Annotated in this window: 13 protein-coding genes; 5 read left to right on the top strand and 8 right to left on the bottom strand. The window is 65.7% G+C overall.

Translation table 11 applies throughout. From position 1 onward, the window contains the following. Positions 1 to 9: 9 nt before the first annotated feature. From HLH45_RS16945 to HLH45_RS16930, 4 genes are all read right to left on the bottom strand, one after another. Positions 10 to 4,104 carry a CHASE domain-containing hybrid sensor histidine kinase/response regulator gene (locus HLH45_RS16945; RefSeq protein ID WP_008571356.1) on the bottom strand — a complete coding sequence of 1,365 codons (4,095 nt, stop codon included), beginning with the start codon at positions 4,102 to 4,104 and terminating at the stop codon, positions 10 to 12. A 143-nt stretch (positions 4,105 to 4,247) separates the two neighbouring features. Then, positions 4,248 to 5,552 (bottom strand): DUF445 domain-containing protein, encoded by a 1,305-nt coding sequence (locus HLH45_RS16940; protein ID WP_014090415.1) that lies wholly within the window; start codon positions 5,550 to 5,552, stop codon positions 4,248 to 4,250. Positions 5,553 to 5,783: 231 nt separating this feature from the next. Continuing rightward, positions 5,784 to 6,632 carry a hypothetical protein gene (locus tag HLH45_RS16935; protein ID WP_008571354.1) on the bottom strand — a complete coding sequence of 283 codons (849 nt, stop codon included), beginning with the start codon at positions 6,630 to 6,632 and terminating at the stop codon, positions 5,784 to 5,786. 134 nt (positions 6,633 to 6,766) lie between these two features. Further along, positions 6,767 to 8,131 carry an omega-aminotransferase AptA gene (locus tag HLH45_RS16930; RefSeq protein ID WP_008571353.1) on the bottom strand — a complete coding sequence of 455 codons (1,365 nt, stop codon included), beginning with the start codon at positions 8,129 to 8,131 and terminating at the stop codon, positions 6,767 to 6,769. A gap of 515 nt (positions 8,132 to 8,646) precedes the next feature. On the opposite strand from HLH45_RS16930, the gene HLH45_RS16925 reads away from it, so the two are divergent. From HLH45_RS16925 to HLH45_RS16905, 5 genes are all read left to right on the top strand, one after another. Then, on the top strand, positions 8,647 to 10,326 hold the full coding sequence (locus HLH45_RS16925; RefSeq protein WP_008571350.1) for an OFA family MFS transporter: 1,680 nt from the start codon (positions 8,647 to 8,649) through the stop codon (positions 10,324 to 10,326). Positions 10,327 to 10,332: 6 nt separating this feature from the next. Beyond that, the gene (gene fdhD / locus HLH45_RS16920) at positions 10,333 to 11,178 is read left to right on the top strand and encodes a formate dehydrogenase accessory sulfurtransferase FdhD (protein WP_033478446.1); all 846 of its coding nucleotides are present in this window, start codon (positions 10,333 to 10,335) and stop codon (positions 11,176 to 11,178) included. Further along, positions 11,175 to 13,523, top strand: a complete 2,349-nt coding sequence (locus tag HLH45_RS16915) for an FdhF/YdeP family oxidoreductase (protein ID WP_008571347.1) — start codon at positions 11,175 to 11,177, stop codon at positions 13,521 to 13,523. The genes fdhD and HLH45_RS16915 overlap by 4 nt, the downstream gene beginning before the upstream one ends. Then, positions 13,513 to 13,791 carry a hypothetical protein gene (locus HLH45_RS16910; protein WP_008571346.1) on the top strand — a complete coding sequence of 93 codons (279 nt, stop codon included), beginning with the start codon at positions 13,513 to 13,515 and terminating at the stop codon, positions 13,789 to 13,791. The genes HLH45_RS16915 and HLH45_RS16910 overlap by 11 nt, the downstream gene beginning before the upstream one ends. A gap of 387 nt (positions 13,792 to 14,178) precedes the next feature. Next, positions 14,179 to 15,459 (top strand): MFS transporter, encoded by a 1,281-nt coding sequence (locus HLH45_RS16905; protein WP_008571345.1) that lies wholly within the window; start codon positions 14,179 to 14,181, stop codon positions 15,457 to 15,459. 119 nt (positions 15,460 to 15,578) lie between these two features. On the opposite strand, the gene HLH45_RS16900 is transcribed toward HLH45_RS16905, so the two are convergent. The 4 genes from HLH45_RS16900 to HLH45_RS16885 all read right to left on the bottom strand — a co-directional run bounded on the left by HLH45_RS16900 (position 15,579) and on the right by HLH45_RS16885 (position 20,248). Further along, positions 15,579 to 16,040, bottom strand: a complete 462-nt coding sequence (locus HLH45_RS16900) for a bacteriohemerythrin (RefSeq protein ID WP_005915313.1) — start codon at positions 16,038 to 16,040, stop codon at positions 15,579 to 15,581. A 129-nt stretch (positions 16,041 to 16,169) separates the two neighbouring features. Then, positions 16,170 to 17,468: a diguanylate cyclase gene (locus HLH45_RS16895; protein ID WP_033478445.1), complete on the bottom strand. Its 1,299-nt coding sequence runs from the start codon at positions 17,466 to 17,468 to the stop codon at positions 16,170 to 16,172. Positions 17,469 to 17,552: 84 nt separating this feature from the next. Further along, on the bottom strand, positions 17,553 to 18,872 hold the full coding sequence (locus HLH45_RS16890; RefSeq protein ID WP_171309849.1) for an NAD(P)/FAD-dependent oxidoreductase: 1,320 nt from the start codon (positions 18,870 to 18,872) through the stop codon (positions 17,553 to 17,555). Next, a complete protein-coding gene (locus tag HLH45_RS16885; RefSeq protein ID WP_031423099.1) occupies positions 18,869 to 20,248 on the bottom strand; it encodes a glutamine synthetase family protein in 1,380 nt (459 codons plus the stop codon). The genes HLH45_RS16890 and HLH45_RS16885 overlap by 4 nt, the downstream gene beginning before the upstream one ends. Between the last annotated feature and the right edge of the window lie 31 nt (positions 20,249 to 20,279).

Here is a 20,279-nt window from a genome sequence, read left to right as displayed (position 1 = left end):
GGGGAGCGATCAGTGCGGGTGGGTGGCCTGCCACTCGCGCAACGTGGCTTCGGCGCGGCGGAAGTCGAAATCTTCGACCGCGCGTTGCAGGGCTTCCTGCAGTGCGCGCGGCAAGCGTGGCGCACAGATCAACAGCGCATGGTCGATCTGGTCGGCATCGTCGCTGGCAAAGGCCGATGTCAGGATCTGCACGCTGTCTGCATCCAACGCAACGCCCTCCTCGTCGGCGGCAACGTCGCTGTCGCCATGCTGCAAAAATGCCCGGATCGCGTCGGCGGTGCGCTGCATGACGTCCTTCAACGCAATCAGCGATGCGGTGATGTCGTGTCCTTCCTCGATACGCGTCTCCAGATCGCCGGCTGCACCGGCCAGGGCCGGCAGCGCGAGCGAGCCGGCCGCGCCGCGCAGCTTGTGCGCCATCGCGCCGATGGCCGGCAGTTCGTTGCAACGCAGATGCTCGGCGGCTACCTCAGCCGGGTCCGGGTTGTCGCGCAGCAGCTTGATCAGATAGCGCGCATAGGGTTCGCGCTCGCGCCACAGGCTGCGCGCGCGTGCGGCGTCCAGCAGTTCCGGGTCGCTGTATTCCCATTCGGGACCGGCGTGCGCCTGCGCCTCGTGCGGAAGCGATGGAATGCGCCGTGTGCCCGGCTGCAGGAAATGACGAATGGCAGTGACCAGTTCTTCGACGTTGAATGGCTTGGCGATAAAGCCGTTCATGCCTGCTTCCAGCGCTTTTTCCTGCTGCGGGCGGAACGCGCCGGCCGTCAGCGCGATCACCGGCAGGCTGGCCAGGGCCGGGATCTGGCGCAACCGGCGCGTGGCCTCGTAACCGTCCACCACCGGCATCTGCACATCCATCAGCACCAGGTGGAACAGGTTGGGCGCGCGTTTGAGCGTACTCACTGCCTGTTCGCCATCGTGGGCGACGGTGACCATGGCGCCTTCGCCCTCCAGAATGCGCTGGGCGACTTCGCAATTGATGTCGCTGTCGTCGACCAGCAGCAGGTGGGCGCCCTCCAGGCGTCGCGCAACGAATGTCGGCGTGGCAGGGCGGGTACCCGGGCGTTGCTCGAGCAGTTGTTCGACCAGCCGGTGCAGGGCCGCGCCGGTCACCGGCTTGGTCATCACCGCATCCAGATCCTGCTGCTCGGGATGCTGCTCCAGCAGGCGGCGCTCGTAGGCGGTGACCATCACGATGACCGGATGCGGGCCGGGCGTGGCGCGTGCACGAATCTCGCGCGCGATGGCCACCCCGTCGATATCGGGCATGCGCCAGTCGAGCAGGAAAATATCGTAGGGCTCTGCAGCGTGTTCGATGGCCTGCAGTGCGGCCTGTCCGCTGGCCACCGCATCCACGCGCCAGCCAAGTTCGGTGGCGATGCGCACCAGGTTGTTGAGCGCTGCATCGTGGTCGTCGGCGATCAGCACGCGCGGCATCGCTTCCGGCGGCAAGGCCGGCAACTCGCGCTGTGCCTGCGGTGGCGCGGATTTTTCCAGCGTCACCACAAAATAGAATTCGCTGCCGCGGCCGGGCACGCTTTCCACTTCCAGTTCGCCGCCCATCAATTCGACCAGGCGCCGGCTAATGGTCAAACCCAGGCCGCTGCCGCCGTAACGCCGACTGGTGGACGTGTCGGCCTGCAGGAACGGCGAGAAGATCACGCTCTGCTTTTCCTTGGAAATACCGATGCCCGTGTCGCGGACCGAAAACAGCAGCTTGAACTTGTTGGGGTCGCCGCTGGGGAAGCGGCGTACCGACAGCACCACTTCGCCCTGTTCGGTGAACTTGATCGCATTGCCGACTAGGTTGACCAACACTTGGTTGATGCGCAGCGCATCGCCCAGCAGCCAACGGCTGTCGCGTGGCAGGGGTTCGACGATCATTTCCACCGGTTTGGCGCTGAGCGAGGAGCGCATCAGGTCGGCGATGTTATCGAACAGCTGGTTCAGATCGAACGGCGCGCATTCCAGGTCGATACGCCCGGCCTCGATCTTGGAAAAGTCCAGGATGTCGTTGATGATCTCCAGCAACGTGCGCGCGGAACGATCGATCTTGGCGACCATGTCCTGCGCGGCGCCGGGCAGTTCGCTGCGCTGAAGCAGGTACAGCATGCCCAGGATGGCGTTCATCGGCGTGCGGATTTCGTGGCTCATGTTGGCCAGAAAATCGGATTTGGACTGGTTGGCGCTCTTGGCCGCATCCATCGCCAGGCGCAGCTGTTTTTCGTGCAGCTTCTGCTCGGTGAGATCCACCGCCACGCCGAGATAGCCGATCACCTGGTCGTGGTCGTCGCGCAGGGTGCTCAAGGTCAGCAGCACCGGCAGGCGGCGCCCGTCATGGCTCACGTAGGTCCACTCGCTGGTGTCGCTGCGACCCAGGCTGGTGAGTGCGGCGATCGCCTCCAGCGTATGCGCCACCGGCGTACCGGTCTGTTCGGCCAGCATGTGCGCGCGCTCCTGCAGTTCCTCGGGCTCGACGAACTGGCTGGCCTTGCGTCGTCCGATCACTTCTGCCGCGCTGTAGCCCAACAGTTTTTCGGCGGCCGGATTGAACAGCGTGACGAAGCCGCTGGAATCGATGGCGATAATGGCGTAGCCGGCGTGTGCCAGGATCGCGCGTTGCAGCACCGAGAACTTCACCAGCTCGCTGGTGCGTTCGGCGACCTGGTGTTCGAGCGAGGCATTGAGGTCGATGATGCGTTGATGCGAGCGCACGCGGTCGGAGATGTCGCGGAAGAAATGCGAATGGCCGCTGAGCGTGCCTTCGCTTTCGATGATCGGCGCCTTGCTGGCCAGCACATGCACCTGATGCCCGTCGCGATGGCGCATGGTCTGCGCCGCCGATGCGTTGCCCGCCAGTGCCGCGTCGGCATGGTCGACCTCAGGCATCGCATACGGCTGCGGCGACAGCAGCATGGTCAGGTCCTGATCGATCGCCTCGTCGGCCGTGTAACCGAACATCGCCTCGGCGGCCGGATTCCAGTGCGTGATACGGCCATCCGGGGTTTCGGCAACGATGGCTTCGCTGGAATGGCTGACCAGCGCGGCCAGTTCCATCTGCTTGCGCAGCACTTCCTCGCGGCGCAGCCCATTGCTGAAATACAGCACCAGCAGGGCGGCAAACAGGACCGCGGCGGCCATCACCAGCCCGCCGATCAACCAGGGCGAACTCTGGTTGAGCGATGCGACGAAGCCGGCGGTGGGGTGGGCGGTGATGACCCAGGTGCGGCCGTAGATCGGCAACAGCCGCACCACCGGCGGACGCAGCGCACTGTCGCTGGCTGGCGTGCCGCTGCGATAGAAATTGTGGGTGGGCTCATTGCGGTCGGACAGATCCAGCGCCACGTCGTCGCGCTCACCCAATGCGCTTCGCACCATCTGCTCGACGCTGAAAGGCGCATACACCCAGCCGCTGGTGGCGAGCATGCGCTGTTGCGGGGTCTGCAACGGCATGCCTTCCCGATAGACCGCCAGCAGCACCAGAAAGCCGCTTTCGCTGGGAACGCGGTAACCGGAGAGCGAGATCGGCGAGGTCATGACCGGCTCGCCGCTGCGTGCGGCCTGCAGGGCGGCGGCACGCCGGCGCGGCTCGGAGGCGATATCGATGCCGAGCGGGCGGTTGCCCGAGGATTCCGGCTCGAAATACAGCACCATGTAACGCTCGCCATCCCATGGCGCCAACGGCCGGCGATGGATGTCCGGCGCACCGTCGGCACGCGCGGCCTGCAGAAACGCGGCTTCGTCGGCCGGGGCGACCCGATGGATGTAGCCGTAACCCAGCACCCCGGGAAACTCGCGCGGATAATCCCGCGAGCGGCTATACAAGGTGAAGCGTTCTCGACTGATGATGTCGCTGCCCGCGCCGATCACCGCACCGCGTGCGCCGCGCAAGCCATGCTCGAAGGTGGACATGCGCTCGCTGATGTTGCGCGCCAGCGTACGCACTACGTAGTCGAAGCGTTGCTGGCGCTCGAGCTCGTTCTGCCGTTGCAGCCACACGCCGGTGACGATGGCGGCAACCAGGCCGGCGCTCAGAATCAGCAGTGCACCAAAGAATGCGCGACGCCCGTATGTCCTGCGCAAATCCCAGCGGCCCTTCGGCATGTTCGTTCCTTCGCCTTGCCTGTTACGTGCCCAGAGTGCTGGCCGACCTGCGTCGACCTCGTGGTGCCGCCCGATATCCGGCGGCTGTGTGCAGTCCCCCAAGCCTGCACGTCATTTTCGGATGGGCGATCGACGTTCCCGCATCAAAACGACAGCCAGATCGACAACGCGTGAAGAATCAGTCCGATCAGTCCACCGACCAACGTTCCATTGAACCGAATGTATTGCAGATCGCGTCCCACCCCCAATTCCAATTGTTCGACGAGGTGACGTTCGTCCCAACTTTTCATCGTCGACGCAATATGGTCGGTGACCGATGTGCGCAAGCGCGCGGTGAGTTTGTCGGCGGCCTGCAACATATGTTGATTGAGCGCTTCACGCAGCGAGGGATCCTGCGACAAGGCCCGGCCGAGCGATTGCATGGAACGCTCCACATGCGCGGCCATCGACGATTGTTCGCGCGCCAGGTCATTGCGCAGTGCGTCGCGAATTTCGCCCCATAACCCTTGCACGTAGTCCTGCAGTGCCGGGTGTTCGATGGCGCGTTGCTTGAGTTCTTCCACGCGCACGGCCATCTCCGGCTCGTCGCGCAAGCGCGTGATGTAGCCCTGCAGCCACGCTTCGTAGTCGAGCCTGATTGGATGCTCGGGCGTTTTGAGGATGTCCTGCAGTTCTTCGATCGCCGCACGCGCCATGCGGTCGGCCAGGCTGTCGCCGATCTCTTCGATCGGCTTGACCCAATTCACGGTGCCGACCAGCTTGGGCCATTCGCGGCGCGCGTAACGCACGATCAATGCAGACGCGCGCGTCTTGACCTGCTCCTGGTCCAGCCATTCGCCCAGCCGCAGCAGCACTTCATCCAGCAGCTTCTGGTGGCGGCCGTCGGTGGTGAGCAGGGCCATCACATCGCCGATGGTGGCGGCGGCGTTCCATTTGCGCAGGCGGTCGACCACGAAGCCTTGAATCGCGCGGCGGACGGCTGCCTCGTCGAGCAGTTCCAGCGCCTGCAGCATCCAGCCGCGCGTCATCTGCGCCAGCATGCGTGCCTGCTCTGGTTTGGCCAGCCAATCGCCCAGCCGGCTGGCGGGATCGAATACCCGCAGTTTTTCCATCAACGCATCCGGGGCGAGGAACTGGTCGCGCACGAACACTGCCAACCCGTCGGCCAGCCGTTCCTTGCCGCGCGGCAGGATGGCGGTGTGCGGGATCGGCAGGCCCATCGGGTGGCGGAACAGCGCCACCACCGCGAACCAGTCGGCCAATGCGCCCACCGTGGCCGCTTCGCAGAAGGCCGACACCCAGGCCCAGATGCCGTGTTCGCCCATCAGGTGGCTGACGACGAAGCCGGCGAACATTGCCAGCAACAAGGCCACCGCCAGCAGCTTCATGCGCTGCAACTGGGCACGACGAGGATCGATCGGACGGGGAGTGCTGAGACTGGGTTCCATCGGTGAAGTGTACCCAGTCGTTTGACCAGGGCATGTCCACGGCAGGTGGCGCCATCGCGTGTGCAGGTTGTGGCCGCGTCTTGCGTGCCTTGTGCTCCAGCTGCGCCTGGGTTGGGGCGACCCAGCGGCTGTTGCTGTCGCGGGAGCGCACCTGGGCGCGACGGGCTTTATCGGGAATGCCTGTCGCACACAGGTGCGCTCCTACGTGCTGCTGTCGACTGTCGGGTGCACTCAGCCGCGCAGGCGTTCCAGCTGCGCCTGCAGTGCGGTCACCTTCGATTGCAGCGCGGCATTCTCGTTTTCCAGCTCGGTGACGCGGCGCTGCAGGGCCTTGATGTCGCGGCGTTCGGCTTCGCCACCTTCGGCCTCGTCGGCCTTGGGTTTGCGCTTGGCATCGCGTACACGCTTGGCGGCCTGTTTGAGCTCGGCCTTGCCGGCCTGCGCGGCGGCGCGTTGTTCGTCCTCCGACAGCGTGGCCACCGCAGCGGCGGCGCTGATCGAAATCTCGCCCGCCTTGACCGCCTGCACCACTTCCGGCGCGGCCTGCTTGTGGATGCGTTCGATCATCACCACCTGGTTGCTGCTCAGACGCGCTTCGCGGGCCAGCTCGGCACGGCTGACCGGGGTAGAGGTTTCGTCCCACGGCGGGCTGTCGGTGTCGTCGGCGGTGTGCGTGCTGCTCTGCTCCAGGCCAGTGTCCGGCTGGTCGCCGGCCACCGCCGGCGCTTCGGCTTCGGCGTCGCGCTGGCTGCGTTGGCGTGCGGCCAGGATCTCGCGCTTGCGCAACGCCAGTACGCCACGCTGGAAGTCGGACACGCTGCGCCGGCCCAGGTGCTGTTCGATCATCCACAGGTGCACGTCCTGCATGGACTGGAAGCGCGGGTTCTGCACCGTCTGGAACGGCAGCCCGTGTTTCTGGCAGATACCGTAGCGGTTGTGGCCATCCACCAGCACATCGCCCCACAGCACCAAGGCATCGCGGCAGCCTTCGGCCAGCAGGCTGCGTTCCAGCGCCTCGTGCTCGTCGGGCGTCAGCGGGTCGATATAGGCCTTGAGTTCTTCTTTGACAACGATGTTCATACGGCAACTGCTGGGATGCGGGGCGGGCATTGTAGTGAGCCGGCCCCGGCTTTGCGCGCTTGACGGCTGCCTGCATGCGTGACACGCGGGCGCCCGTCGCCGACGTTGCGGTCGTTGCCTATGGCCAGCCGAGCCTAGTCCACCTGGCGAAGCATCTTGCCCAGCGTCTCCACCATCTGCCCGATCTGCTCCGGGGTGACGATCAGCGGCGGTGACAGTGCGATGACATCGCCGGTGACGCGCACCAGCAGGCCGCCCTCGTGGAAACAGCGCTCGAAGACCTCGTAACCGCGCGCGCCCGGGGCGCCGTCGCGTGGTGCCAGCTCGATCGCGCCGATCAGGCCGATGTTGCGGATGTCGATCACATGCGGCGAGCCGCGCAGGCCGTGCAGTGCGTCTTCCCACTGCGGGCCCAGCGTGATCGCGCGCGTGAACAGCTCTTCCTCGGCATAGGTGTCCAGCGTGGCAATCGCCGCTGCACAGGCCAGCGGGTGGCCGGAATAGGTATAGCCGTGAAAGAGCTCGATCGCGTTTTGCGGCCCGTGCATGAAGGCATCAAAGATCGCATCGGCCACCAGCACCGCGCCCATCGGCACGGTGCCGCTGGTCAGGCCCTTGGCGGCGGTGATGATGTCCGGGGTGACGCCGAAGCGCTGCGCGGCGAATGCGTCGCCCACGCGGCCGAAACCGGTGATCACCTCGTCGAACACCAGCACGATGCCGTGGCGGTCGCAAATGGCGCGCAACCGCTGCAGGTAACCTTCCGGCGGCAGGATCACGCCGGCCGAACCGGACACCGGTTCGACGAACACTGCGGCGATGGTGGATGCATCGTGCAGGGTGATCAGCCGTTCCAGATCGTCGGCCAGCTCCGCGCCGTGTGCGGGCAATCCACGCGCATAGGCGTTGCGCTGCAGATCCAGCGTGTGCCGCAGATGATCGGTACCGGACAGCAGCGGGCCGAACCACTTGCGGTTGTTGGGCAGGCCGCCGATCGACATGCCGCCGAAGCCGACCCCGTGGTAAGCCTTTTCGCGGCCGATAAAACGGGTGCGCTGGCCTTCGCCGCGCAACCGGTGGTAGGCCAGCACGATCTTCATCGCGCTATCCACCGCCTCCGAGCCGGAGTTGGTGAAGAACACATGGCCCAAGCCGGGCGGGGCGATTGCGGCCAGCCGCTGCGCCAGTACGAAGGGCAGCGGCGAGCCCATCTGGAAGGTCGGCGCGAAATCCAGCGTGCCGGCCTGTTCGCGAATGGCGGCCACGATGCGCTCGCGGCCATGTCCTGCATTGCAGCACCACAGGCCTGCCGTGCCGTCCAGAATCTGGCGGCCGTGGACATCGCGGTAATGCATGCCCTGCGCCGAGGCCAGCAGGCGAGGCCGTGCCTTGAACTGGCGATTGGCGGTGAACGGCATCCAGAAGGCATCCAGCTGCGTCGGTGCCTGCAGCGCATCGGCGGCGTCGCTGGGAAGGTGGTGGGGCATGGCAGGCTCCATCGTGCAGGATCGCCCGACTGTACGCAGCTGGCGCCTCGGCCGTCACCTGACAGGCCGGCAGGCGCACAGGAGTAGCAGGCGCATCGTGCGTATTCCGGTCGAGCGACACCAGGACCGGATGATGCCGGCACCCGCCACAGCGCTGCGCGTGCAGCAGGCGCGGGGACGGGTTTCGCGACGCGGTTGGCGAAGTGCAGACAGACTAGTCAATTAGTCGCAGCTGCGGCCGCTAACACCAAGGCACGCTTACGTGACATGGGCATGGGCGGCGCTTTGCAACACTGCAGGGCGCCGGCAAGCATTGCAAACAGGCAGGGATCGCCGATGATGCGCCAGACGACCGCCAGTTGGGCCTGGTCGGTGTCGCTGCCCATATCGCAACGCGTTATTTGATTGCAGCTATCAATCGTATTCGGAACGGCCGACAGGACGTCGCCATCGCCCGCCAGGCGTTGGTGGTAGTCCTGTCAGCCGTGTTTTCGCAGTTCATCGTTGGTTTTTTGGGGGAAATGAGAATGACGCAAGGGTCCACCGTGGCGACAGCCAGCGGCGCAGACGCCGGTTTACTGTCCAAGGAGCGCATCATTGCGCGGCCGGGGTTCAATCGTTGGTTGGTACCGCCGGCAGCACTGGCGATCCACCTGTGCATCGGCATGGCCTACGGCTTCAGCGTGTTCTGGCTGCCGTTGTCCAAGGCGCTGGGCATCACCGAGTCGATCGCATGCCCGGCCGATATGGGCCTGTTCGCGCGCATGGTGGCCACCACCTGCGACTGGAAGATCAGCGAATTGCAGTGGATGTACACGCTGTTCTTCGTGCTGCTGGGGTGCTCGGCGGCGATCTGGGGCGGCTGGCTGGAACGGGCCGGCCCGCGCAAGGCCGGCGTGGTCTCGGCGCTGTGCTGGTGCGGCGGGCTGGTGATCTCGGCAGTCGGCATCCACTTCCATCAGATCTGGATGCTGTGGCTGGGCTCGGGCGTGATCGGCGGCATCGGCCTGGGGTTGGGCTACATCTCGCCGGTGTCGACGCTGATCAAGTGGTTCCCGGACCGACGCGGTATGGCGACGGGCATGGCGATCATGGGCTTTGGCGGCGGCGCGATGATCGGCAGCCCCTTGGCCGATGCGCTGATGCGCCATTTCGCGACCCCCACCTCGGTGGGCGTGATGGAAACCTTCCTGGTGATGGCGGCGCTGTACTTCGTCTTCATGATGGCCGGCGCGTTCGGTTACCGCGTGCCGCCGAGCGGCTGGACCCCGGCCGGCTGGACCGCGCCGGTGGCCAGCAGCAACGCCATGATCACCGCCAACCACGTGCACGTGAAAAAGGTCTGGGGCATCCCGCAGTTCTGGTTGCTGTGGGGCGTGCTGTGCCTGAACGTCTCGGCCGGCATCGGCGTGATCGGCATGTCCTCGCCGATGTTGCAGGAAGTGTTCGGCGGCCGTCTGATCGGCGTGGATGTGGGCTTCGCCAGCCTGGATCCCACCCAGCTGGCCAGCATCGCGGCCATCGCGGCCGGCTTCACCGGTCTGCTCAGCCTGTTCAACATCGGCGGCCGGTTCTTCTGGGCCAGCATGTCCGACAAGCTCGGCCGCAAGAACACCTACACGCTGTTCTTCGTGCTGGGCATCTGCCTGTATGCAGCGGCGCCGTCGGCTGGCGGTATTGGCGGCATCGCGCTGTTTGCGGGCATCTTCTGCATCATCCTGTCGATGTACGGCGGCGGTTTCGCCACCATTCCGGCGTATCTGGCCGACCTGTTCGGTACCCAGATGGTCGGCGCCATCCACGGCCGGTTGCTGACTGCCTGGGCAACCGCCGGCATCCTGGGTCCGGTGGTGGTGGGTTACATGCGCGAGTACCAGCTGGCGCACGGCAGCCCGCCGTCACAGGTCTACAACACCACCATGTACATCCTTGCCGGCATGCTCGTGCTCGGCCTGATCTGCAATCTGTTGGTGCGCCCGGTGGCCGCACGTCACTTCATGACGCCCGACGAACTGGCACGCGAAAAGCAGCTGGCGCACGAAAAGGTCGACCGCACCGGGCACGGCACGATTCCACCGGAACAAATGGCGCGCATCGGTCATGGCGGCAACCCCGCGCTGGTCGCGTTTGCCTGGCTGGCGGTGGGTATCCCGATGCTGTTCGGTATCTGGGTCACGCTGCAAAAAGCCTTCGTGCTGTTCCATTGAGGTGAGATGACCAGTCCGTCTTCCCGCTCCGTGCGTCCGGGCAGTGTGGTACGCACGGTCCGTCGCCATCGAGGCGGCCGCAGCGCCACGGTGCAGGACATGGTGGCGGCCGAAATGCCGGTCGCCTTCATCTACAACGGCGTGCCGTTCGCGGTGATGATGGCCACGCCGGAGGACCTGGAGGATTTCGCACTGGGGTTCTCGTTGAGCGAAGGCATCGTCGATCACGCGCAGGACTTGCGCGTGATCGCGGTGGAGACGTTTCTGGAAGGCGCTTCGCTGCAAATAGAAATCCCGCCCGAGCGCGCAGCCGCGTTGGACCAACGGCGGCGCAATCTGGACGGGCGCAGCGGTTGCGGGGTGTGCGGCAACGAGTCCATCGAAGCGGTGCTGCGTGTGCCGCCGGTGCTGCACTCGTCGCTGCAGATCGACGTGGGTGCCTTGCCGCATGCGCTGGATGCGCTGCATGCACGGCAGCCCATCGCCGCGCAGACCGGCGCCGTGCACGCGGCTGCTTGGGCCGATGCGCAGGGCAATGTGCAGCTGGTCCGCGAAGACGTGGGCCGGCATAACGCGTTGGATAAATTGATCGGTGCATTGGCGCGCGCGCGCATCGATGCATCGCACGGGTTCGCGGTGGTCACCAGCCGCGCCAGTTACGAAATGGCCATGAAAGCCGCGCAGGCCCGAATTCCGCTGCTCGCAGCGATTTCGGCGCCAACTGCGCTGGCGATCAGCCTGGCCGAGAGTGCGGGACTGACCCTGATCGGGTTTGCCCGCGATCACGATTGTGTCGTTTACAGCCATCCGCAGCGCCTGGATCTGGGCGTTGCGGTGGGAGAGCCCGCATGAGCAAGAAAACCATCAAGCAGTACGACAATCCCGCGGGCGGCTGGGGCGCATTGCGCTCGGTGGCCAAGCACCTGATGGAACAGGACATCGCTGTGCAGGGCGCCAAGACGCTGCTGCACGCCAACCAGCCGGACGGTTTCGACTGCCCCGGTTGTGCCTGGCCGGATCGCGACCACACGTCCACGTTCGAATTCTGCGAAAACGGCGCCAAGGCCGTGGCGGCCGAGTCCACCGCACGTCGCGCCGGGCCGGAGCTGTTCGCTTCGCACACCGTCAGCCTGCTGTCGCAATACAGCGATTACTGGTTGGAAGGGCAGGGTCGCCTGACTCACCCGATGCGCTACGACGCTGCGACCGACCACTACGTGCCGGTGAGCTGGGACGATGCCTTTGCGCAGATCGCGCGGCATCTCAATGGCCTGGCAACGCCGGATGAGGCGATCTTCTACACCTCCGGGCGCACCAGCAACGAGGCAGCGTTCCTGTATCAGTTGTTCGTGCGCGAGTTCGGCACCAACAATTTCCCCGATTGCTCCAACATGTGCCATGAGCCCTCCGGCACCGCGCTGCGGTCGCAGATCGGCGTGGGCAAGGGCACGGTGTCGCTGCACGATTTCGAGCTGGCCGACGCCATCTTCATCTTCGGGCAGAACCCGGGCACCAATCATCCGCGCATGCTGGGCGAGTTGCGTCAGGCGTCCAAGCGCGGTGCTGCGATTGCGGCGTTCAACCCGCTGCGCGAGCGCGGGCTGGAAAAGTTCGCCGACCCGCAGGACAAGCTGGAGATGTTGCACAACGGCTCCACGCGCATCGCTTCGGATTATTTCCAGCTCAAGATCGGCGGCGACCTGGCTGCGGTGAAGGGCATCATCAAGCACGTGCTGGAGCGCGATGCGCAGGCGCAGCGCGATGGCACGCCGCGCTTGCTGGACCTGGAGTTCATCCAGGCGCACACCGCCAATTTCGAGGCGTTCGCTGCCGACGTGCACGCGGAGCGCTGGGACACCATCGTCGAAGAATCCGGGCTGGACGAAGCCGCGCTGCGCAAGGCCGGCGAGATCTATCTCAATGCCGAGCGCGTGATTGCCTGCTGGGGCATGGGCATCACCCAGCACAAGCATTCGGTGGCGACCATCCACATGATCACCAACCTGCTGCTGCTGCGCGGCAACCTGGGCCGGCCCGGCGCGGGCGTCTGCCCGGTGCGCGGGCACAGCAACGTGCAGGGCGACCGCACGATGATGATCTATGAAAAGCCGCCGGCCGCGTTCCTGGACAAGCTGCAATCGGTGTTCGGTTTCGCGCCCCCGCGCGCAGACGGGTTCGATACCGTGGGTGCGATCGAGGCGATGCTGGATGGGCGGGGCAAGGTGTTCTTCGCGATGGGCGGCAATTTTGCTGCCGCCACGCCGGATACCGATGCCACGCACCGCGCGTTGCGCAACTGCGAATTGACCGTGCATGTCACCACCAAGCTCAATCGCAGCCACCTGGTGCATGGGCGCGATGCGTTGATCCTGCCGTGTCTTGGGCGCACCGAGATCGACATCCAGGATGCCGGCGCACAAGGCGTGACGGTGGAGGATTCGATGAGCATGGTGCACCTGTCGGCCGGCATCAATCCGCCGGCCTCGCCGGATCTGCTGTCGGAACCGGCGATCGTGGCGCGCATGGCCGAAGCCACGCTGGGCGCACGCAGCGCGATTCGCTGGCGCTGGCTGGTGGGCGATTACGACCGCGTGCGCGATCTCATCGCGCAGGTGTTTCCGGACTTTGCCGGGTTCAACGAACGCGTGCGTACGCCGGGCGGCTTCCGCCTGTCCAATACCGCGCGCGACCGCAACTGGGTCACACCTGAGCAGCGTGCGGTGTTCAAGTCGCATGCGGTGCCCACCGACAACCCGATCCATCGTGCGAGGCGTTCGCGTGGCGATCAGATGGTGTTTACGCTGGCCACCACGCGTTCGCACGATCAATACAACACCACCATCTATGGGTTGGACGACCGCTATCGCGGTGTGTTCGGCGAGCGCCGCGTGCTGTTCATCAATGGGGCGGATATCGCGGCGTTGAACATGAAGGCCGGCGATTGGGTGGACCTGGAAAGCCTGTGCGAGGACGGCGTGCGCCGCGAGGCGCGGCGTTTCCTGTTGGTGGACTACAACATCCCGCGTGGCTGCCTGGCCGCGTACTACCCGGAAACCAATGCGCTGGTGCCGTTGTCCAGTTTCGCCGACGAGGCGCGTACGCCGACCTCCAAGTCGATTCCGGTCATCGTGCTGCCGCACCGCGCCGAAACCGCCGATGCGGCGCCGCGCGATATCGGAGCGGTGCTTGTCCGCTGATCCACAGCTCACCGTACAGCTGTTGCATGCGCTTGCCGACGCGCCCGATGGCGTGTCGCTGGCCCGGCTATGCAAGCACCTGGGCGTGCGCATGAGCGTGCTGCTGCGCACGCTCGCCTGGTTGGGGACGGCGAACCTGGACGGCCAGCCGGGTCCGGATTGGGTGCGCGTGGAAGATCGCGGCGAGCGGCAGTTTGCAGTACTGACGCCGGTTGGTTTGGCCGAGCATGCGCAGCGATCAGCTGCGCAAACGTTGCAGGGCGGTTGAGCGAGCTTCCCGCTGCTTGATTGAAGCTCTGCAGACCGACCAATTCAACTGGTCCTTGCCGGCCCATCGTCGCGGGACCCTTGGCGGCATGGGTGCCCGCCACGGAGCCTACAAGTGCGTACCTGCGGCGTGTCCTGCGATGGTGGGCGCGCAAGGGCCTGCAGCAAACGCGAAGACCTCGCACCTTGCAGGCTGAGCAGTTGACGATCTCCGGCTACGCGTTGCCGGACACCTCTCCTCTGCGAACGCGTCTGCTCCAAGACGAGTCGGGCGCGATCCACAGCACCATCGGTCACGCCTGCAACTTTTTGCTCCCGCCTGGCCTGCGCAAAGCAGTGCCGCGATCTGCCAGAATCGGCCGTCTTGCTTCCCGGATGCCGATCAACCATGACTGCCGCTGCGCCGCTTGCCGCACCCACCAATTCACCTGCGCGCGTGCTATTCGCCAGCCTGATCGGCACCACCATCGAGTTCTTCGATTTCTATATCTACGCCACCGCCGCAGTGCTGGTGTTTCCCACGCTGTTCTTTCCCGCCGGCGATGGCAGTGCGGCGATGCTGCAGTCGTTGGCGACCTTTGCGGTCGCGTTTGTTGCGCGGCCGGTGGGCTCGGCGGTGTTCGGTCACTTCGGCGACCGGGTAGGGCGCAAGGCCACGCTGGTGGCAGCGCTGCTGACGATGGGTTTGTCCACCGTGGCCATCGGCCTGCTGCCCAGTTACGCGCAGATCGGCGTGTTTGCGCCTGCGTTGCTGGCGTTATGCCGCTTCGGCCAGGGGTTGGGCCTGGGCGGCGAGTGGGGCGGGGCGGTGCTGCTGGCCACCGAGAACGCGCCGCCGGGCAAGCGGGTGTGGTACGGCATGTTTCCGCAACTGGGCGCGCCGCTGGGGTTCTTGTTGTCCACCGGCACCTTTCTGAGCATGGGCGCAGTGCTGGACGATGCGCAGTTCATGCAGTGGGGATGGCGCGTGCCGTTTCTGGCCAGTGCATTGCTGGTCCTGACGGGGCTGTGGGTGCGCCTGAGCATCACCGAGACGCCCGATTTCCAGAAGACGCTGGACCGCAAGACGCGTGTCCGGCTGCCGCTGGGCACCGTGGTCGCGCAGCATTGGCCGGCGCTGATTGTCGGCACGCTGGGCGCGTTCGCCACCTTCGTGCTGTTTTATCTGATGACGGTGTTCGCGCTCGGCTATGGCACCAAGACGCTGGGCTACGACAAGGAACAATTCCTGTTGTTGCAGATGGCCGGCATCGTATTTTTTGCGCTCGGCATTCCGCTGTCGGCCAAGTTTGGCGACCGGCACGGCGCGCCGCTGGCGATGATGCTGGCCAGCATCGCCATCGTGGCATTCGGCCTGGCGTTTGCGCCGCTGTTTCAGGCCAGTCACCCGTTGCAGGTGCTGGCGTTCCTGTCGCTGGGATTTTTCTTCATGGGCCTGACCTATGGTCCCTGCGGCACGTTGCTGGCCGAGCTGTATCCCACCGAGGTGCGCTACACCGGCGCATCGCTGTCGTTCAATCTGGCCAGCATCCTGGGCGCGGCGCCGGCGCCCTACGTGGCCACTCAACTGGCGGCCAGTTACGGCGTGCAATCGGTAGGGTATTACCTGGGCGGGGCGGCCGTGCTGAGCCTGATGGCGCTGGTCGTGGCGCGGCGCTGGCGTCGCTGAGCGGCAGATCGCAACGGTTGATGGAGTCTGCGATCGTGCAGCAACGCGGCGGCCCACGATGACGCGATGGCGTGCGCGCTTCGGTGCGCTGCTGCAGAGCCGAGGCGTTGATCTGGCTGCTAGCCGAAGATCCGCTTGAGCGTGCGGCCCAGCCAGCCACCATGCTGATGGGTGCGCGAAAACCGGTCCAGGTGTGCGATCACCTGCGGTGCGTAGGCCTGATCGTCACCGCGAATATGGTTGAACAGCCAGCGTGAGAGCATGTTGCGCAGTTCGTCGCTGACGTCTTCGCCGGCCTGGAAGCGCAGGCGGTATTCGCCGACACGCTTGCCGAACACCGCATGCACGCGCTGGTGCGCCTGGCTGAAGGGATAGCCGGCTTCCTGCATCAGTTCTTCTTCGAAGGCGAAGTGCGAGAGCGTGTAATCGATCAGTTCGTCGATCACCTCCGCCACTGCCAGTTGCTGCAGACTGGTCTGCGCAACATGCAGCTGATTGATCATGTCCACAATGCGCCGGTGTTGATGATCGATGACCTCGATCCCGGTGTTGAGGTCGTCCTGCCAGACCAGCAGTGCCATCGAAGTACCTTGCCCAATGCGATGGGCATACGGTAAGCCGCGCGCGCCGGCAGTGCGTTGATCTGGATCAAGGCATGTCGGCAGGCGCGTCATCCGCACGCGCCGCTTGGGCCTGCAGGCGACGCTGGATCAGCTTGCCAGACGCACCTGGTTACGGCCGCCGGCCTTGGCCAGATACAGGTGCTTGTCCGCTTCGTTCAGCAGGTAATGCAGCGATTGGTCGCTTTCGCTGGCGGTGCATACGCCGATGCTCACCGTCATGCTCAACGTCTCGTCTCCCACGCGCACGCGCAAGGCGCTGATGCGTTCGCGCAGGGTTTCGAAATAGCTGGTGGCATTGGCCGCATCCAGCCCGGGCACCAGCAGGCAGAACTCTTCGCCGCCGAAGCGTGCGACCAGGTCTTGCGGCCGCGCATGCCCGGACACCGAAGCGGCCACCGCACGCAACGCCTGGTCGCCGGCTTCGTGGCCCCAGGTGTCGTTGATGTGCTTGAAATGGTCGATATCCACCATCGCCGCGGTCACCGTCTGGTCCTGCAACAGCAGCTTGGGAATGACGCGCTGGCTTTGATCCAGAAAATAGCGCCGGTTGGGCAGGCCGGTGAGGAAGTCGCGGGTGGCCAGATCCTGCAGCGTGCCGATCAGTTCCAACTGGTCCACGTTTTGCGATACGCGGCAGAAGAATTCTTCGCGCGAGAAGGGTTTGCGCAGGAAGTCGTTGGCGCCGTTCTTCAGGAAACGCGGAATCAACGACGAATCGCTATTGCCGGAAATGCCGATCACCGCCACCTTGTCGCGCGAGCGGATCGCGCGCAGCCGGCGGGTGAATTCCACGCCATCCATCCCAGGCATTTCCTGGTCGACGATGGTCAGGCGGATGCCGGGGTCGCGTTCGATCGCGTCCAGCCCGGCGGCACCGTCGGCCGCCAGCACCACGCGGTAGCCGTACATCGACAGCAGCGCGCCGGCATAGGTGCGTGCCGACAGCGAGTCGTCCACCACCAGGGCGGCGATCCGGCGATTGCGCTCCAGGCGCTGCACCAGCCATGCCAGGTATTCGATGCTGCCCGGTGCATTTTTCAGCACGTAATCGATGATCTGCTGCTGCAGCACGCGCTGGCGCAAGTCTTCGTCGTACACGCCGCTGACCACCACGGTGGGCAGTTTGCGCGAGAGAAAGAATTCCACGACCTTGTCGCGGTCGCCGTCCACCAGTACCAGGCCGGTGAGGACCAGGAACCAGCCGTCCTCTTCGTCGAGCACGCGCGCGGCTTCGGCCAGGGTCGAGACGACCGTGACCGGGAGTTCCACGCGTTGCTCGATGGCTTCGCGCAGCATGCTGGTGAACGTGCGCGAGTTCTCCACCAACAGCACGCGCTGCGGCAGGACTGCACTTTCACTATTGCGATGTAGGGTACCTGGGGACATCGGCTGGCCGTCTGGATCGAACCGTCAGGTCAGCTAACGGCCCTGCTCGCCAAAACTTGAGCACCACGTTCCAAAGCGTGGCGCTCACCACAGCGCATCGCGCAGCCGATACCAGCTCATCGCCGCCACCAGCAGCGGGGTCCGTAGCCGCTGCCCGCCGGGGAACGGGCGGTGCGGAATGCGTTCGAACACGTCCAGACGCCGGCTCTGGCCGGCGATGGCCTCGGCAATGACCTGGCCGGCCAGGCCGGTGGCCGCCACGCCATGTCCGGAAAAGCCCTGTGCGAAGTACAGATTGGGCGCCAGCCGGCCCCAGTGCGGCGCACGGTTGCGCGAGATGTCCACGTAGCCGCCCCACAGCGTTTCCAGCGGTACGTCGTGCAGCTGCGGGAATACCGTATGCATGCGCTGGGTCATCAGGCGCTGCAAGCCCGCAGGCGGACGCGAGGAGTAACTGGCGCGCCCGCCGAACAGCAGGCGGTGATCGGCACTGAGCCGATAGTAATCCAGTGCCCAGTTGGTATCGGCCACCGCCATGTCGTTGGCGATCAGGGCGCGTGCACGCGCCTGGCCCAGCGGCGGCGTGGCGCCGACATAGGTGCCGACCGGCATGATGCGCTGCTCCAGCGTCGGGGCGATGCCGCGCAGCAGTGCATTGGCGGCGATCACACCGAACGCGGCAGTCACGTTGCCGTGGGCGGTATGCATCACCACGCGCGCGCCGGGCTGCTGCCTGGTCACGGCCGAGTCCTCGTAGATGCGCACGCCGGCGGCCAGCGCGGCCCGTGCCAGGCCCAGTGCATAGGCCAGCGGCTGCAGATGGCCGCTGGCAGGGTCGAACATGGCACCCAGGTACAGCGGGCTGTCCAGCACCTGGCGGGTGCGTGCGCGGTCCCACCATTGCAGCGGGTAGTCGTAGCGTTCGGCCATGCGCACGATGCCGTGTTGCAGCGCCTGCACCTGACGCGGCTTCAGCGGCACATGCGCGTGGCCGTCGCGCCAGTCGCAGGCGATGGCATGGCGCGCGATGCGCTCGCGCAGCAGGCGCATGCCGTCGCGCGAGAAATCGAACAACAGGCGAGCATCGTCGTTGCCGACCAGCGCTTCCAGCGTTTCCTGCTCGCACCCATAGCCAACGATGGCCTGGCCGCCATTGCGCCCGGACGCGCCCCAGCCCACACGCCGGGCTTCCAGCACGATGACGGCGTAACCGGCCTCGGCCAGCGCCAGCGCGGCGGCGAGGCCGGTATAGCCACCGCCGAGAATGCAGACGTCGGCGTGCTCGGCGCCTTGCAGGCGCGGTTGTTGGGGCAGGGCCGGCGTGCTGCGTGCATACCAGCTGTCCGGATACCGGTTGCCCGCTGAATCGCTGTGCGGCGGTGGCGCGTGGGGGGAAGCCATCACACGGTGCGCAGGTACCGCGCGTAATCCAGGTCGGGGACCTGCGCCTGGTAGTCGAGCAGCTCGCGTTGCTTCTGCTGGCCGAATACGTGCTGGAACTGCATGCCGAACTGCTCGGCGATGAAGTCGCTGCCGAGGAACGCATCCACCGCGCCTTGCCAGCTGCGCGGGGTGAACACCGACTGCGCGTACGCATTGCCGGTGACCGCCGCGGTGGGTTCGGCCGGCTGCCGCAGGCCGTCCAGCATCGCGGCCAGCACGGCTGCAGCGGCCAGATACGGGTTGGCATCGGCACCGGCAATGCGGTGTTCGATGCGGGTGTTGTGCGCATCGCTGTGCGGGATGCGCAGCGCCACGGTGCGGTTGTTGAAACCCCAGCTTGCATCCAGTGGCACGAACGCGTTGCTGACGAAGCGGCGATAGCTGTTGGCATGCGGGGCGAACATCAGGAGCGAGGCATCCGCATGCCGCTGCAGCCCGGCGATGGCGTGGCGTAGCGGCTGCGCAGGCGCGTCGGCGGCGCTGGCCAGCACGTTGTGCCCGGCGGCATCGAGCAGGCTCACATGCAGATGCAGGCCGCTGCCGGCCTGGCCGGGGAAAGGCTTGGCCATGAAACTGGCCAGCTTGCCCTGCTGCTGCGCAATGGCTTTGATGGTGCGCTTGAGCAGAATCGCCTCGTCGCAGGCGGCCACCGCATCGGCACGGTGGTGCAGATTGATTTCGAACTGGCCGGGAGCGTACTCGGCCACGGCGGTGTCGGCCGGAATGCCTTGCTGTCTGCAAGCGGCGGTGACCGCATCGGTGAAACCACGCTGGTCGTCCAGATCCTGCAGCGAATACACCTGCGTGCTGTTGCTGCGTTCGCCGGTGATCGGGTCGCGCGGGGTCTGCGGGCGCCCCTGTGCATCGGCGATGGCGTCGAACAGGTAAAACTCCAGCTCCACTGCGATGACCGGGGTCAGGCCGAGTGCGCCAAACCCCTGCAACACGCGCTGCAACACCGCACGCGGGGCGACTTCGAACAGCGCGCCTTCGGGGGTATGCATCGCCAGCAGCAGTTGCGCCATCGGCCTTGGCGCCCAGGGCACCGGGCGTAGCGAGCCTTCGATCGGCCGGCAGATGCGGTCGGCGTCGCCGATCGCGTAGCCAAGCCCGGTTTCTTCCACCGTGTTGCCGGTAATGTCGGTGGCGATCAGCGACATCGGCAGGCACACGCCCTCGCGATACACCTTGCCCAGGGCCTCGGCGGTCACCCGCTTGCCGCGCAGCACGCCGTTGGTGTCGGGCAATAACAGATCGACAGACTCGCACCCGGCGATGCGAGAGAGGGTGTGGGCATCGGCAGCGGGCAGGGAGGCGATGGAGTTTTCGGAAGCCATGGGCAACACCTGCGAAGTCGCCGCCCAGCGT

This window comes from Xanthomonas euvesicatoria, assembly GCF_013112235.1.
In the GTDB taxonomy this organism is placed as follows: domain Bacteria; phylum Pseudomonadota; class Gammaproteobacteria; order Xanthomonadales; family Xanthomonadaceae; genus Xanthomonas; species Xanthomonas euvesicatoria.
The sequence above is the reverse complement of the archived record's forward strand: the minus strand, read 5'-3'. Positions and strand labels throughout refer to the sequence as shown.